Genomic DNA, 12,836 nt, shown 5'->3' with positions numbered 1-12,836 from the left:
CCGGGTCATCGTGACGTTGACCGGGTGTCGACGGCGCGCGGACGCGAGACCCGGGGTGGGATTCCTATGGTCGGAGCGGTCCCCGGCCCCCACGAAGGAACGGAAGCCCTCCCGTGACAGTCCAGGAACAGACCACCGCCCGCTGCCCCGAGTGCGCCGCAGACGTGCCGTTCGCCGAGCCACCCCGGCTCAGCGAGCTGGTCGAGTGCGGCGAGTGCCAGGTAGAGCTGGAGGTCGTCACGGTGCAGCCGGTGACGCTCGCGCCGGCCCCCGAGGTCGAAGAGGACTGGGGTGAGTGAACCGGCCTCGGTGGCGGTGCTCACGTCCCGGCTGCGGGTCGACGACAAGCGGATCCTGGAGGCGTTGGAACGCCGCAACGTCGCGGTGGCCCACGTCGACACCCGCACCGCGTGGTGGCCGCTGGACGGCGCCGCGCCCGAGTGGCGGCTGGTGCTCAACCGGGAGATCGGCCAGATCCGCGCCGGCTACGCCGCCCGCGCCCTGGAACGACTGGGCGTGATCGGCGTCAACTCCGCCGCCGCCATCGAGACCTGCGCCGACAAGTGGCACACCTCCCTCGCGTTGCGCGCGGCCGGCCTGCCCACCCCGCGTACCGCCCTGGCCGCCACCCCGGAGGCCGCGCTGTCCGCGCTGGCCGCGATCGGCTACCCGGCCGTCGTCAAACCGCTTGTCGGGTCGTGGGGGCGGCTGGTCACGACCGTGCCGGACCCGGACCTGGCACGCACCGTGCTGGAGTACGTGGCCGCGCTGCCCGGCCCGCAGGCGCACATCGTGTACGTGCAGGAGTACGTCCGCAAACCCGGCCGCGACATCCGGGTCGTGGTCGTCGGCGGCGAGGTGCTCGGCGCGGTGTACCGGTACAGCGCGGACTGGCGTACCAACGTGGCCCGGGGCGCCCGCACCGAGCGGTGCCCGCTCACCGACCGGATCATCGAGCTGGCCACCACGGCCGCCACCGCGGTCGGCGCGGACCTCGCGGGCGTCGACCTGGTGGAGGACGAAACCGGCCGGCTGTACGTCCTGGAGGTCAACTCCGGGGTGGAGTTCGCCGGCTTCGAGCAGGCGTACGACGGGAGCGTCGACGTCGCCGGCCGGATCGTCGACCACGTCCTGACGAGGCTGACGTGACCGGCCGGGCCGGACCGGTCCGCGCGGCGGTCGTCGGCGGCGCCGGCTACATCGGCGGCGAGCTGGTCCGCCTGCTGCTCGGACACCCGAGAGTGGAGCTGGCCACTGTCACGTCGCGCCGGCTCGCCGGCCGGCGGGTCAGCACCACCCACCCCAACCTGCGCGGCCTCACCGAGCTGACCTTCACCGCCCCGGAGGACCTCGGCCGGCACGACGTGCTGCTGCTGGCCACCGAGCACGGGCTGGCGATGGGCGCGATGCGCGGCCTGCTCGACCTGGCCGACACGGTGGTCGACCTGTCGGCGGACTTCCGGCTGCGTGATCCGGCCGTCTTCGCGGCGTACTACGGCGGCCCGCACGCCGCGCCCGACCTGCTCGCCGAGTTCGTCACCGGGCTGCCCGAGCTGCACCGCAAGCGTCTGCGCGACGCCGACCGGATCAGCGTGCCCGGCTGTATGGCCACCGCCGCGATCCTCGCCCTGCACCCGCTCGCCGACGCGGGCCTGCTGGGCGCGGGGGAGGTGACAGTCGACGGACGGACCGGCTCCAGCGGCTCCGGCAGCGCCCCGTCGGCGGCGAACGTGCACGCCGAGCGCAGCGGCGCGCTGCGGGTCTTCGCCCCGACCGCCCACCGGCACCAGGCGGAGATCACCCAGGCGGTGGGCGTACCGGCGCGGATGACCGCGACCGGGGTGGAGGCGGTCCGGGGCGTGCAGGTGCTGTGCCGGGTGCCGCTTGCCGACGGCGTCGACGAGGCCGCCACCCGGGCCGTCTACCGCCGCTACTACCGCGACGAGCCGTTCGTACGGGTGGTCGCGGCGCGACGCGGCACGTACCGGCTGCCGGAGCCGAAGATCCTGGCCGGCTCCAACTTCTGCGACGTCGGGTTCGCCGTCGACCCGCACGGCGGCTGGGCGCTACTCGTCGCGGCACTGGACAACCTCGTCAAGGGCGGCGCCGGCAACGCGGTGCAGTGCCTCAACGTCCGCTTCGGCTGGCCCGAGCGGCTGGGGCTGGAGTTCCCCGGCCTGCACCCGGCGTGAACGCCCCGTCGGCCCCGCCGGGCGAGCTGACCGTGGTCAAGTGCGGCGGCACCGCCGGAGTGGACGCGGCGGCGGTCTGCGCCGACGTCGCCGACATGGTCCGCGCCGGGCAGCGGGTGGTGCTGGTGCACGGCGGTTCCGCCGACATCGGCGCGCTCGGGGACCGGCTGGGCGTGCCGCACCGGCGGATGGTCACCGACGACGGGGTGGACACCCGCTACACCGACCCGGCCACCCTGGAGGTCGTCGTGCTCGCCCTCGCCGGCGCGGTCAAGCCCCGGCTGGTCGCCGCGCTGGCCCGCGCCGGAGTCGACGCGGTCGGACTGACCGGGCTCGACGCCGGCCTGCTGCGCGCCCGGCGTACCCCCGTGCACCGGGCCGTCGTCGACGGCCGGCGGATGGTGCTGCGCGACAACCACGGCGGCCGGCTGGTCGGCGTACGCCCCGACCTGCTCCGGGTGCTGCTGACGGCCGGCACGGTACCGGTGGTGTCGCCGCCGGCGCTGGGCGAGGACGGCCGGCCGGTGAACGTGGACGCCGACCGTGCCGCCGCCGCACTCGCCGCCGCGCTTGGCGCGGGCACCCTGGTCCTGCTCACCGGGGCGCCCGGGGTGCTCACCGACCCGGGCGACGAACGGTCCGTGCTGGCCCGTTGCGCCGTGCCGACGACAGGCGTGCCACCCGGCGTGGGCGGCGGAATGGCGATGAAGCTGATCGCCGGCCGCGAGGCGCTGCTCGGCGGGGTGGGTCGGGTGCTGGTCGCGGACGGCCGGCGCGGCGACCCCGTCCGGGCGGCGCTGGCCGGCGCCGCCACCGAGATCACCACGAGGAGCCCGAATGCCTGAGGACGCCACCGAGCCCGATCCGCCGCGGGTGCGGCCGGGCGCCGTCACGGACACCTTCGCGGCCGGGTTGCTGCGCCGCATGGTGGAGACGCCCTCGCCGTCGTACCACGAGGCGGCGCTGGCCCGGTCCCTCGTGGACGCGATGGGGCAGTTGGGCTTCGACGCGTACGTCGATCCGGTCGGCAACGTCGTCGGCGAGATCGGCCGCGGCGACGGGCCTGTGGTGCTGCTGATCGGCCACCTGGACACGGTGCCGGGCGGTCCGGCGGTCCGCGCCGAGGACGGCCGGCTCTACGGTCGGGGCGCGGTGGACGCCAAGGGGCCGCTCGCGGCAATGGTGTGCGCCGCCGCGTCGGCGGACGTCGGCGGGCGGATCGTGGTGGTCGGCGCGGTCGAGGAGGAGATCGCGTCGCGCGGGTCGCGGGAGATCCGACGGCGGCTGCCCCGGCCGGACGCGGTGGTGGTGGGCGAACCGAGCGGCTGGTCGACGATCACGCTCGGCTACAAGGGCAAACTCGACCTGCGCTACCGGGTGTCGGTGCCGGCCACCCACCCCAGCAACCCGGTGGCCAAGGCGTCCGAGCTGGCGGTGCGCTGCTGGACGACGCTTGTGGAGCTGCTCGGGCCGGACAGCGGCAACGGCTCCTTCGACCGGCCCGGCGCGACCCTCCTCTCGCTGCGCGCCGACCAGGTGCAGGCGGAGGCCGAGCTGAGCGTGCGCACCCCACCGGGGTACGACGTGGACGGGCTGCTGCGCGAGCTGGCGCAGCGTACGCCCGACGGGGAACTGACAGTGGTCAACCGCGTCGCCGCCTGCCGCGCCGACCACCGCAACCCGGTGGTCCGGGCGCTCTCGGCGGGCATCCGCGCCCAGCGGGCCCGACCCGCGTTGAAGGTGAAGACCGGCACCTCGGACATGAACGTGCTCGCCGAGCAGTGGGACGTGCCGATGGCCACGTACGGCCCCGGGGACAGCAGCCTGGACCACTCCGACGACGAGCACATCGTGCTTGCCGACTACCTGCGCGGGATCGCGGTGCTGCGGCACGCGCTGCGCGAGCTGGACGCGCCCGGGTCGGCCGCGCCACCGCCGCCCGCCGCCCAGGTCAACGGCTTCCGCCTCGCCCCGAGCGGAACCTGACGTGCCGCCCCGGGAACCACTCGCGGTCGCCGAGCCGGCCGAGCTGCCCGAGCTGCCCGAGCCGGCCGACCGGGTCGAGCCGGCCGACCGGGCCATGCTGCCCGAGCCGGCCGACCGGGCCGCGCTGCCCGAGTCGGGGGACCGGCCGGCGTCCGTCGAGGCCGAGGTCGCAGAGGTCGCGGAGGCCGCCGTCGACCTGGCGGCGGTCGCGGTACGCGTGCGGGAGCTGATCGTCGGGATGTGCGCCAGCGCCGACGGCGGACACCTGGGCGGCTCGATGTCGCTCGTGGAGATCCTGGTGACCCTGTACCACGAGGTGTTGCGGGTCGACCCGACCCGACCGCAGGCCCCCGACCGGGACGTGCTGCTGCTCAGCAAGGGCCACGGGGCCATCGCCCTGTACGCGGTGCTCGCCACCCGGGGCTACTTCCCGGTGGAGTGGCTCGACGGGTACGCCGCGCCGGGCGGGCCGTTCCTGGCCCACCCGAACCGTGCGGTGCCGGGCGTGGAGATGCCCACCGGCTCGCTCGGGCACGGGTTGGCGCTCGGCGTCGGGCACGCGCTCGCCGCCCGGCTCGACGGCAGCGACAGGCGCTGCGTCGTCGTACTCGGCGACGGGGAGTTGCAGGAGGGCTCGGTCTGGGAGGCGGCGATGGCCGCCGGCAGCCTCGGGCTCGACCGGCTGACCGCGGTGATCGACCGCAACGGCCTGCAACTCGGCGACGGCACCGAGGACGTGATCACGCTGGAACCGCTTGCCGACAGGTGGCGGGCGTTCGGCTGGGAGGTCCGCGAGGTGGACGGGCACGACCGGGGCGCGCTGCGTGCGGCGTTGACCGAGCCGGGCACGGGCCGACCGGTGGCCGTCATCGCCCGGACCGTCAAGGGCCGGGGACTGCCCTACGTGGAGGGACAGGTGCGCAGCCACTTCGCCCGGCTCGGCGAGACCCAACGCGGGCGGGCGCTGCGGGCCGTACGCCGGGGGATCCGGTGAGCACGGCGGGCCCGGCAGCCGCGGCGGTCCCGGCGGGCGCGGCGAACCCGGCGGGTGGGCCGCGTGCCGGGCGGGACGTCTACCGGGACCTGCTCGTCGAGCTGATGGCCGCGGACGACCGACTGGTCTGCCTGGACAGCGACACCGGGCTGTTCAGCGGCGTCGACTTCGGGTCGGCGGGCGACCGTTACGTCAACCTCGGCATCGCCGAGCAGAACCTGATGGGTGTCGCCGCCGGGCTGGCCCGCAGCGGGCGGATCCCGATGGTCAACACCATGGCCACCTTCGCCAGCACCCGTGCCCTGGAGGCGGTGAAGGTGGACATCGCCTTCAACGACCTGCCGGTGCGGATCGTGGCCACCCACGGCGGGCTGGCCGCCGGCCACCTCGGGCCGACCCATCACGCCCTCGAAGACCTGGCGATCATGCGTACGCTGCCGAACATGACAGTGGTGGCGCCGGCCGACGGCGACGCCTGCGCCCGGTTGTTTCGGCAGTCGCTGGAGCTGCCCGGGCCGGTCTACCTGCGGCTCGGTCGTGCCGCGACGCCGGATCTGGCGGCCACCCTCGCCACCGCAGGCGTTCCGGACGCGCCGCCGGTCCGGCTGGGCCGGGTGCAGCCGCTGCGTACCGGCGGTGACGTGGTGCTGGCCGCCTGCGGGCCGTACCCGGTGCTCGCCGCGCTGGGCGCCGCCGACGAGCTGGCCCGGCGGGGGATCGGCGCCACGGTGCTCAACGTGCACACCGTCCGCCCGCTCGACGTGGAGACGCTCGACGCGGCGGTTCTGGCGACCGGCCGCCCGGTGGTGGTCACCGTCGAGGAGCACTGGCCCAGCGGCGGGCTGGGCTCCGCCGTCGCGGAGGCGCTCGCCGAACGCCGGCCCACGCGCGTGCTGCGGGTGGCGGTGCCGGACGGGTTCGTGGCCGTCGCCGGTGACCAGCGGTACCTGCTGGAACGGGCCGGGGTGACCGCCGCCGCGGTGGTGGACCGGGCGGTGGCGGCGCTGCGATGAGCGGCGCGGGGGAACGCCGGAGCCTGGTGGCGCTGCTGAGCGCGCACTACCTGTCGTCCTTCGGCAACGCGATCACCGTGGTCACGGTGCCGCTGTACGTGCTGGCCCGCACGGACAGCGCGGCGGCCACCGGCCTCGCCGGCTTCGCCGGTACCCTCCCGCTGATCTTCGCGGGCGCGGTCGGCGGGGTGTGGATCGACAGGCTCGGTGGCCGCCGCGTCAGCGTGCTCTCCGACGCGCTCGCCGGCCTGCTCACCGGCCTGGTCCCGGTGCTGGACGCCACCGTCGGGCTGCCGATGCCCGCCCTGCTGGCGCTGCTGTTCGCCCGCAGCCTGGTCGCCACGCCGGCGAACGCGGCCCGGGTGAGCCTGATCCGACCGGTCGCCGCCGCGGCCGGCGTACGACTGGAGACCGCCAACTCGTGGTACCAGGCGGCGCCCCGGCTCGGCCTGGTGGTCGGCGCGCCCCTGGCCGCGCTGCTGGTCGCCGCCCTCGGCGCGGCGGTCGGCCTGTACGTCGACGCGGCCGGCCTGCTGCTCGCCGCGCTGCTTGTCACCGTCGGGGTGCCCGCCCTGGCCGCCGCGCCGACGACCGGCCGCGCCGGCTTCGCGCGGCAACTGGTCGAGGGCGCGACGCTGGTACGACGGATGCCGGTGATCGCCGCGATGACCGCCTTCGTCTTCGTCACCAACCTGCTGGACGCGGCGTTCACCCCCGTGCTGCTACCGGTCTACACGCACGACGTGCTGCACGACGGGCGGTACCTGGGCTGGTTGATCGCCGCGTCCGGCTGCGGAGCCGTGCTCGGCACCTTCCTGTACGCCCCGGCCAGCCGCCGCCTGCTGGCCAGCCGGCGGCGCACCATGCTGGGCTGCTTCGTGGTCATCGGCGCGCTGCGGCTGTCCATCGCGGCCACCCCGCCACCGGCCGTGCTGATCGGCATCTGCCTGCTGCTCGGCCTGGCCGCCGGCCCGCTCAACCCGCTGCTCACCACAGTCACCCTCGAACACGTGCCGGAGGAGGCCCGGGGTCGGGTCTTCGGGCTGGGCAGCGCCGTCGCGCTCAGCGGCGCCCCGCTGTCGGTGCTGCTGGCCGGCTGGTCCGTCGGGGCCGTCGGGCTCGTCCCCACGCTTGCCGCCTTCGGTGGCGCGTACCTGCTGCTCGTCGCCGTGGCGCTGCGCGGCAGGTCGTTGCACGCCATGGACGCGTACGCCCCGGGCGGGTCAGCCGAGGCCGCGGGTCCGTCCGCCGTCGACAAGCAGGCAGGTGCCGGTGATGAACGAGGCGGCCTCGCTGGCCAGGAAGGCGGCCACCGCGCCGAAGTCCCCGGCCCGACCCACCCGACCCAGCGGGATGCCCGCGCCGATCTCCGCGAGCCGGGCGTCGGCCGCTGAGCCGTAGTCGGCGCGTACGCCCTCGGTGTCGTGGTAGCCGGGGGCCAGCACGTTCACCGTGATGTCGCCCGGCCCGAGCGCCTGCACCAGGGCGCGGGTGAAGCCCAGCAGCCCCGGCCGGGCGGCGGCGGAGAGCCCGTACTCCGGGATCGGCTGGCGGACCGTCTCCGAGGCGACGATGAGGACCCGGCCCCAGCCGGCGGCGCGCAGGTGCGGCAGGGCCGCCAGGGTCAGGCCGACGTGCGGCAGGAAGGCGGCGTCCAGCGCCTGCCGGTACGCGTCCAGCCCGAAGCTGTCGACCGGGCCTCCGGGCACCTCGCCGCCGTTGGCGACCACGATGTGCAGCGCGCCGAAATGCGCCACGGTGTCGGCGACCCAGCCGGCCACCCCCTGCTCGTCGGTGATGTCCACCGGTCGGGCCAGCACGTCCGGGGCGCCGGCGGCGCGCAGCTCGTCGGCGGCCTCGGCGAGCCGTTCCGGGTTGCGTGCCCCCACCGACAGGGCGCAGCCCTCCGCCGCGAGCGCCCGGGCCGTGGCCCGGCCGAGGCCGCTGCTGGCGCCGGCGACAAGCGCCACCCGTCCCGCGATGCCGAGATCCATCCCAACCACTCCCTCAGGGTCGTAACGGGTAGCCGTACCGGCGCAGCACCGGGGCGGCGAGCGTGGTGGCGACCACCGCGGCGCGGGCCGGCAACGCGTCGCGCCACGCCAGGTCGGGCCGGATCGTCGTCGGCCCCCGCCGTAGTCGGTCCGGGTTGCCGGTCACCGTGTGGTTGACGCCCAGCACGGCCCGCCCGTCCGGCCCGACGGGCGGCTCGCCGGGCAGGTCGGCCCAGCGCAGGACCCCGCCCAGCACGTCGCGCGGGGCGGACGCGAAGTCCTCGTAGCGCAGCCGCAGGTAGCGCTCCGGGGCGGCCCGCCCGATCCGGTCCGACGCCACGTTCAGCGCGGTCCACATCCCGGTGCTGCGGGCGGCGCTCATCCGCGGCAGGTACTGCTTGGGGCGGGCGAACGAGTGGGCGACCGCGCGCGGGTCGCGGACCAGGTGCAGCACCCGCAGGTCCAGGCCGGCGTCGCCGAGCAGCACGGCGGCCTCGGCCGGGTACTTCGAGCCGTCGACGATCACCTCGGCGCCGGTCTCCTCGGCCACCGCCCGGTACGTCCCGATCATCCGGCGGGCCACCTCGGTCACCCCGGCGGGCCGTGGCCGACGCCCCGCGACCTCCGCCAGCCGCGCGCCGGTGTGCCGAACCCGTACGTGGCGCCGCTGCTCGGCCACGATCCGGCGGGCCGCCAGCGCCGGATCCGACCCGGCGACCCGGTCGACGACGCGACTCCACAACTGACACTCGGTGAGCGTCTCGCCGCAGCCGCAGGACGTGTTGGTGCCGATGCCCAGGACGCCGTTGCGCCACAGGTAGTACAGCTCACCGACGTGCACCACCCCGGGCAGCTCACCGAGCAGGTTGCCCAGCACCGTCGAGCCGCTGCGGTTCCAGCCGGTCAGGTAGACCACCTTCATGGCAGGCCCACCGTCATCGCAGGGCCGGCGTCATCGCAGGTCCAGCCGTCATCGCAGGCCCAGCCGTCATCGCAGGTCCAGCAGCAGGAAGTGCTGCGGCAGGTGCACGGCCAGGCCCAGCCGCAGACCCGCCGTGATCACGTCGGACCCGTCCGGGCCCGCGCCCCGGCACAGGCTCAACTGCGAGGTGCCGGACTCCAACAGCGTGACCGCCGCCCGGAAGTCACCAAGCAGCACCTGGTCCGGCGCGATCATCCTGGTCCGGCTGACCCGGATCCCGACCTCGCCGAGTCGGGCCAGCATCCCGCTGCCCAGCAGGTCCCAGTAGCGGTTGGGGTGGGCCACTATCGCGTCGCACGACCCGCCCATCTCCTCGACCTCGCCGGCGGCGGTGATCACCTCGGCGGTCAGTTCGCCGGGCGCGGCCCGCCTTCGGGCGCCGGGCAGGCCGATCAGGCCGGGGATCACCGAGTCGGCGCTGCCGTGCAGCAGCACCTCGTTCTCGATGGTGCCCAGCCGCACCAGCACCCGGTAGTCCACGAACCCGGCCAGCAGCGTCGGGTCACGCAACAGGTCCGGCGGGACGGCCACCCCGGCGGTCACCTCGGTCAGCTTCGTCTCCACCAGCCGGGGCACGAAGGTCGCCTCGGGGCTGGCCTCGTAACTGGTGCCGGCGATCTCCGGAGTGCCCGGGGTCGGCGCCTCGCTGACGTAGGTGACCGGCTCCTCGGTCACCGTCGCGCTCTTGAGCAGGTGCCGCACCGTGTAGCGGGGTCGGTGCTTGGCCAGCGGAAACAGGGTGGGCAGCGACGCCGCGATCGGCACGTCGACGTCGGCGCCGTCGGAGGCGAGCACCGCGCGGGCGAACTGCTCACCGGGGCCGTGCTCGGTCAGGTCGTAGTCGGCCAGGGCATGCTGCATCGACACTCCGTCCGTAGCGGGGGCAGGTAGGGGGACCGGATCGCCGGGTCAGCAGGGAGTGCGGGCCTCCACCCACTCGTACATCGCCTCGAAGGCGAGCCGCTGGGACTCCTTGCCGAGGATGTTGAGGTTGCCGGGGATCGCGTTGCACTCCAGGATCACGTAACCGTCCTCGGTCGGCAGGATGTCCAGCCCGGACAGGGTGATCCCCATGGCCCGGGTGGCCCGGATCGAGATGTCCGCCAGCTCCGGCGGGATGTCCACCCGCTCGAAGCTCGCCCCCAGCAGGGTCCGGGTCTTCCACTGCCCGACGGCCGGATACTTCACCATGTTCATCGGCATCGTGTCGCCGGACACCGTCAGCCGGTACTCGCCGTACTGGGTGGGGTAGTAGGGCTGGCACACCAGGACCCCGTAGCGGGCCAGCAGCTTCTCGATCAGCGGCAGGTCGTCGCCGACGTTGGTGATCCGCTCCACGTCGATGCCGGCGCGGCCGTACGACGGTTTCACCACGACGGTGCCCCACTCCCGGCTGGCCGCCTCGACGTCGGCGGGCGTCCGGCAGGCCCGGGTGGGTGGCACGGGCAGGCCGGCGTCGGCGAGCACCTGCATCATCCGGAACTTGCTGTAGGCGGCCTGCCACACCTCGATCGGGTCGAACATCGTCACCCCGGGGATGTTGCTGGCGAGCATCAGCCGCTCCACCCGGTCCCGCCAGTCGCCGTGCAGCTGCGCCCGGGAGATGACGGCGTCGAAGGAGCGCCCCAGCTCGCCGTTGAACATGACCTCCGGGCCACCGCCCGGGGCCGCCGCGACGTCGATCTCCTCGACGGTGAACAGGGAGGTGTCGTGACCGCGCTCGCGGCCCAGCTCGGCGATGACCGGCGAGTCGTCGTCCTCCTCGCCGTGATCCCATGCCAGCACACCGATCCGCATGACACCTCCACGCTTCCGCGCACCCCGACAGGCATCTATGACTCTGGTGAGAGTCGTCCATGTCTGATCATTTGTCAAGGTCACTGGATGAGGGCGGCTAGCTGCGGGTTTGCTGTGCGTAACCGCGATTTTCGCGGACGCGACAGCGGCGGTCGGTGGTGGTAGCTTGCCCGGCAGACACATCTCATGTGGACGTGACGGGGCATGGCCGGGAGGCGACCGAACATGTGGGATTCATTGGCACCTGTCGACAAGCGACAGGCCGAGGAGTACGTCGCGGCGGGCTGGTGGCGGTCGGAGACGTTCCTCGACGACCTCGCCGCGGCGGCCCGCGACCGCCCGGACCACCCGGCGATCATCACGTACGAGGGCGGCGAACACGCGCGCACGCTGACGTACGCCGAGCTGGCCACCATGGTCGCCCGGTTCGCTGGGGCGCTGCGGTCGCTCGGCGTCGGCCGCGGTGACGTGGTGATGATCTACCTGCCGAACCGGTGGGTGCTCACGCCGCTCTACCTGGCCTGCAACCAGATCGGGGCGGTCAGCTCGCCGGGCTTCCCGATGCTGAGCACCCGGGAGCTGCGTCAGGTCCTGGAGTCGACCGGGGCGAAGGTCTGCATCACCCTGGACACCTTCGCCGGCACCGACTACGCCACCCGGCTCGCCGACCTGGACGTGCCGACGCTCGAGCACCGGGTGGTGATCGGCGACGCCGCCCGGGTCGGCGCCGTCGACTTCCAGCAGGTGTTCGTCGACACCCCGTGGGAGCAGCGCTCCCCGGACGACGGAGCGGACGCCCTCGGCCCCGACGAGCCGGCCCTGGTGCTGCACACCTCGGGCACCACCGGCCCGATGAAGGGCGTCGTGCACAGCCAGAACACGATGTACGCGTGCGTCCGCGCGTCGGCGGAGCCGCTCGGGCTCGCCCCGGACGAGGTGGTCCTGCTGCCCAGCGTGCTCACCCACATGGCCGGGGTCACGCACGCCGTCTACCTCCCCGTCCACCTGGGCTGCACGGCGGTGGTGATGGACTCCGGCGACGACATGGCGCTGATGGTGGCTCTGATCGCCCGGCACGGCGGCACGTTCGTGTACGCGGCGCCCGGCTTCGTCATCGGGATGCTCGCCGCCCAGCGTCGCGCACCGGTGCAGACCCCGACGCTGCGCCAGATCGTCTCCGGCTCCGCGCCGATCGCGCCGCAGCTCATCGCCGACGTGCGGGAGGCGTTCGGGGTGCCGATGCGGGCGCTGTGGGGGATGACCGAGAACGGGGCGGTCACCGTCACCCGGCTGGACGACCCGGACGACTGGGCGGCGCACAGCGACGGCCGGCCGGTGGCGTGGATGCAGGTGCGGATCGACACCGACCCCGGCGAGGAGGCGGGCCGCCTGTACGCCCGGGGGGCCTCCCAGTGCCTGGGCTACCTCAACCAGCGCGAGCTGTACGAGTCGCTGCTCGACGACGACGGCTGGTTCGACACCGGCGACCTGGCCCGCGACGACGGGCGCGGAGGCATCCGGATCACCGGCCGGCGGGTCGACCTGATCACCCGGGCGAACAGCCTGCGGGTGTCCACGCTGGACATCGAGGCGGTGTTGCAGCGGCATCCGCACGTGGTGGAGGCCGTCCTCGTCGGCTACCCGGACCCGGCCGTCCCCGGAGCGGACCTGGTCTGCGCCGTGGTGATCCCCGGCGGCGGCGACACCCCGACCCTGCAGGGCCTGCACGACTACCTGGAAGCCGAGGGCGTGGCCCGGGTGCTCTGGCCGGACCGGCTCCAGTTCGTCCGGATCCTGCCCAAGAACGCGCTCGGCAAGCCGCTGCGGCATCCGCTGCGCCAGCGCCTGGAGATCGCGGCGTCGGCGCGGAGCTGACCC

12 protein-coding genes and 1 pseudogene are annotated in these 12,836 nt (G+C 74.5%); 9 read left to right on the top strand and 4 right to left on the bottom strand.

What is annotated here, in order from left to right:
- Positions 1–113: 113 nt before the first annotated feature.
- The 8 genes and pseudogenes from lysW to MILUP08_RS34940 all read left to right on the top strand — a co-directional run.
- Entirely contained in the window at positions 114–299 is a 186-nt protein-coding gene (gene lysW, locus MILUP08_RS26870) for a lysine biosynthesis protein LysW (protein ID WP_007463670.1), read from the top strand.
- The gene (locus MILUP08_RS26865; RefSeq protein WP_007463668.1) at positions 292–1,149 is read left to right on the top strand and encodes a RimK family alpha-L-glutamate ligase; all 858 of its coding nucleotides are present in this window, start codon (positions 292–294) and stop codon (positions 1,147–1,149) included. Before lysW ends, MILUP08_RS26865 begins: the two co-directional genes overlap by 8 nt.
- Positions 1,146–2,192, top strand: coding sequence for an N-acetyl-gamma-glutamyl-phosphate reductase (argC, locus tag MILUP08_RS26860; protein WP_007463666.1), 1,047 nt, complete (start codon positions 1,146–1,148; stop codon positions 2,190–2,192). Before MILUP08_RS26865 ends, argC begins: the two co-directional genes overlap by 4 nt.
- Positions 2,189–3,037, top strand: coding sequence for a [LysW]-aminoadipate kinase (locus MILUP08_RS26855; protein WP_007463664.1), 849 nt, complete (start codon positions 2,189–2,191; stop codon positions 3,035–3,037). Before argC ends, MILUP08_RS26855 begins: the two co-directional genes overlap by 4 nt.
- Positions 3,030–4,178, top strand: a complete 1,149-nt coding sequence (locus tag MILUP08_RS26850; RefSeq protein ID WP_007463662.1) for a [LysW]-lysine hydrolase — start codon at positions 3,030–3,032, stop codon at positions 4,176–4,178. The genes MILUP08_RS26855 and MILUP08_RS26850 overlap by 8 nt, the downstream gene beginning before the upstream one ends.
- A 1-nt stretch (position 4,179) precedes the next feature.
- The gene (locus MILUP08_RS26845; RefSeq protein WP_007463660.1) at positions 4,180–5,172 is read left to right on the top strand and encodes a transketolase; all 993 of its coding nucleotides are present in this window, start codon (positions 4,180–4,182) and stop codon (positions 5,170–5,172) included.
- Positions 5,169–6,185 (top strand): transketolase family protein, encoded by a 1,017-nt coding sequence (locus tag MILUP08_RS26840; protein WP_007463658.1) that lies wholly within the window; start codon positions 5,169–5,171, stop codon positions 6,183–6,185. Before MILUP08_RS26845 ends, MILUP08_RS26840 begins: the two co-directional genes overlap by 4 nt.
- Positions 6,182–7,360 (top strand): annotated as a pseudogene (locus MILUP08_RS34940) (MFS transporter); the annotation flags it as partial. The gene MILUP08_RS26840 and the pseudogene MILUP08_RS34940, both read left to right, overlap by 4 nt.
- Before the next feature lie 48 nt (positions 7,361–7,408).
- Here MILUP08_RS34940 and MILUP08_RS36980 read toward each other — a convergent pair.
- The 4 genes from MILUP08_RS36980 to MILUP08_RS26815 all read right to left on the bottom strand — a co-directional run bounded on the left by MILUP08_RS36980 (position 7,409) and on the right by MILUP08_RS26815 (position 10,958).
- A complete protein-coding gene (locus tag MILUP08_RS36980) occupies positions 7,409–8,179 on the bottom strand; it encodes an SDR family NAD(P)-dependent oxidoreductase (RefSeq protein WP_007463653.1) in 771 nt (256 codons plus the stop codon).
- 13 nt (positions 8,180–8,192) lie between these two features.
- On the bottom strand, positions 8,193–9,101 hold the full coding sequence (locus MILUP08_RS26825; RefSeq protein WP_007463651.1) for a sulfotransferase: 909 nt from the start codon (positions 9,099–9,101) through the stop codon (positions 8,193–8,195).
- 66 nt (positions 9,102–9,167) lie between these two features.
- Positions 9,168–10,022, bottom strand: coding sequence for a family 3 encapsulin nanocompartment shell protein (locus tag MILUP08_RS26820; RefSeq protein WP_007463649.1), 855 nt, complete (start codon positions 10,020–10,022; stop codon positions 9,168–9,170).
- Between the two features lie 48 nt (positions 10,023–10,070).
- The gene (locus tag MILUP08_RS26815) at positions 10,071–10,958 is read right to left on the bottom strand and encodes an ATP-grasp domain-containing protein (protein WP_007463647.1); all 888 of its coding nucleotides are present in this window, start codon (positions 10,956–10,958) and stop codon (positions 10,071–10,073) included.
- 225 nt (positions 10,959–11,183) lie between these two features.
- Between MILUP08_RS26815 and MILUP08_RS26810 the strand changes: the two genes are divergently transcribed.
- Positions 11,184–12,833 carry an AMP-binding protein gene (locus MILUP08_RS26810; protein ID WP_007463645.1) on the top strand — a complete coding sequence of 550 codons (1,650 nt, stop codon included), beginning with the start codon at positions 11,184–11,186 and terminating at the stop codon, positions 12,831–12,833.
- Positions 12,834–12,836 lie beyond the last annotated feature (3 nt).

Source organism: Micromonospora lupini str. Lupac 08 (assembly GCF_000297395.2).
Classification (GTDB): Bacteria; Actinomycetota; Actinomycetes; order Mycobacteriales; family Micromonosporaceae; genus Micromonospora; species Micromonospora lupini.
This window is presented reverse-complemented; position numbering and strand designations above follow the sequence as displayed.

Bases quoted from the DNA above. Each gene is read 5' to 3' on its own strand.
- MILUP08_RS26850 (WP_007463662.1), top strand. From the start codon at position 3,030: ATGCCTGAGGACGCCACCGAGCCCGATCCGCCGCGGGTGCGGCCGGGC.
- MILUP08_RS36980 (WP_007463653.1), bottom strand. From the start codon at position 8,179: ATGGATCTCGGCATCGCGGGACGGGTGGCGCTTGTCGCCGGCGCCAGC.
- MILUP08_RS26825 (WP_007463651.1), bottom strand. From the start codon at position 9,101: ATGAAGGTGGTCTACCTGACCGGCTGGAACCGCAGCGGCTCGACGGTG.
- MILUP08_RS26820 (WP_007463649.1), bottom strand. From the start codon at position 10,022: ATGCAGCATGCCCTGGCCGACTACGACCTGACCGAGCACGGCCCCGGT.
- MILUP08_RS26815 (WP_007463647.1), bottom strand. From the start codon at position 10,958: ATGCGGATCGGTGTGCTGGCATGGGATCACGGCGAGGAGGACGACGAC.
- MILUP08_RS26810 (WP_007463645.1), top strand. From the start codon at position 11,184: ATGTGGGATTCATTGGCACCTGTCGACAAGCGACAGGCCGAGGAGTAC.